The sequence below is a fragment of the Polaromonas sp. genome (genome assembly GCF_016185115.1).
Lineage (GTDB): Bacteria > Pseudomonadota > Gammaproteobacteria > Burkholderiales > Burkholderiaceae_C > Polaromonas.
On the sequence record NZ_JACPOF010000025.1, the window covers coordinates 1 to 2,074 of the forward strand.

General features: G+C 58.6%; 2 protein-coding genes. Both read left to right on the forward strand.

Annotated features, from left to right (window positions below):
- Positions 1–131: 131 nt before the first annotated feature.
- A complete protein-coding gene (locus HYX42_RS18780) occupies positions 132–506 on the forward strand; it encodes a DUF6788 family protein (protein WP_293405995.1) in 375 nt (124 codons plus the stop codon).
- Positions 503–1,777, forward strand: a complete 1,275-nt coding sequence (locus HYX42_RS18785; RefSeq protein WP_293405997.1) for a transposase — start codon at positions 503–505, stop codon at positions 1,775–1,777. The genes HYX42_RS18780 and HYX42_RS18785 overlap by 4 nt, the downstream gene beginning before the upstream one ends.
- Positions 1,778–2,074: the final 297 nt, after the last annotated feature.

Sequence of the window (2,074 nt, forward strand, 5' to 3'; positions counted from 1 at the left end):
CAGCGATTTCGAGACTTCTTCCGAGCTCCATTGATTAGCTCCTGGCTTTCAGCAGGGTAAGCAGATTCGTCTTCTTTCAAGAACGGAGGGGCATCTTCTTTTTTCTTGCCAATCCGGGCGATTCGAATATCTTGGCCTACATATTGGCTAAGATATACAAGTTCCGCCGCACTTCTACATTGGCTTTGCGCCAGCGCAAGGCCGCGATCCTGCGCCAATTGGCCATCCCGTCCCACTTCCTGCGCGCTTCGTATGTCGAACGGTTCACCACCTGTGGCAAAGCCAATTGCGCCTGCGCTCAAGGCCAAAAGCACGGCCCTTTCTACTATCTGGCCAGCGGGTTGGCGCCCGGCCAGGTTTTGAAGTTCCTGCTCAAGACTCCGGAGCAGCAGCGCGACGGGCGGCAAGGCGTCACCGCTTATCAGCAACTGTGGGAAGGCCTGGAAGAGCTCTCCCAGGTCAACGCCGAACTGCTTCGGCGCGGCGAACCCCTGCAGGACCAATGAACAGGAGCGACTTCAACCCACTGGGCCAGTTCGTCGCCTATGCCTGTAAACGGTTCCATTTGCACCTGCTGGCCGGCGGTCTGGGCGACGCGCGCCCGCAGCCCCAAATCCCAGCCCGCGCGGTGGGCTTGAGCCTGGTGCTGGGAGAAGTGGTTCAGGTGCCGGGTTTCCTTCAGTTGCAGCAGGAAACAGCCTTGCCGCAGTGGCAGCGCTGGATGGGCTATGCCAATCCGATCAGCCATGACACGTTCGGCTATGTCACGGAGCGGATGGACCCCGCCAAGTGGCGCGCCGCGGGAGTTTGGATCAACCGCAGACTTAAAAAGGGAAAAGCGTTTGAAGGCTGCAAAGTTCACGGGCTGCTGGCCCTCAGCCTGGATGCCAACGAACAGTTTTGCAGCGATCACCGCTGCTGTGAGGATTGCCAGAGCCGGGAGATTACATGCAAGAACGAAGCCGGGCAGGAGGTCAAAAAGACTCAGTATTATCACAAGCAGGTCTATGCGCAGTTGAGCGGGCCGCAATGGAGCGTGATTCTGGACTTCGAACCGATGCGCCAGGGCCAGGAGGAATGCGCGGCGGCCTTGCGCTTGTTGCGCCGGATGCGCGGGGCTTACGGGCCGCGTTTTTTTGATTTGGTGGTGGTGGATTCGTGGTATGCCAACGGGCCATTTCTCAAAACGGTGGTGGAGGAACTGGGCTGGCCGGTGATCGCGGTGCTCAAGCAGGAGCGCTATGAGGTTTATCAGGAAACAGAGGCATTGAGCCGCGGACAAAAACCCGTCCAGAGGGTGGAACGGGATGGACGGACGGTGGAAATCTGGGATTTGCGTTCGCTGCGCTTTAGCGATGCGTACCCCGGTTCGGTACGGGTTGTCAAGGTGCGGGAACGCTGGCGTCAACGCCAGCGGGTGGGTGGCCAGTGGGAAGACCATGACAAGGAACAGAACTGGATCTGGGTGGTGGCCGGAGAGTTGGACGGCTATGACGGCGCAGCCATCCGGGACGTCGGACATTTGCGCTGGAAGATCGAGAACAACGCCTTTTGCGAACTGACCCAACACGGGCATTTGACTCACTGCGCCCACCATCATCCGGTCGCGGCGATGGTGCTGTTGTGGGTCAAGCTGATCGCCTTCACACTCTTTCATGCCTTTGCCCTTTTGCACGGCAAACTATTTCGGTTGGGGCGAGCCACCATGAGCGAGGTGCGCAAACAGATTGATCGCTCCTTGCTCTGTGGCCGGCCCGTTTCATTTTTCAGCGGGTAACAAACAGAACGATGGCTGCGCAATAGCGCGGCTCGCAAGTAAAGCGCTTGAGGCAAGGCTCACCCTCGGTGTGCCTGAAAGGGTCACCGTCGCCTCGACAAGGAAATCACAGCCAACGCATAGCAGGAACATTGGCCGGACAAAAATTCGAATCCCTGCCCTCAACCAGAAATCCAACCCACCCTGCGAAAGCGGTGGGCGCCGGCAGCAGTTCTCATTTTATTGCCTGGTGAGGCGGGAGGGCGGGATGATCTGATGATGACGGTGATGGCGGAAGATGCCTGTCACCTCTTCGTC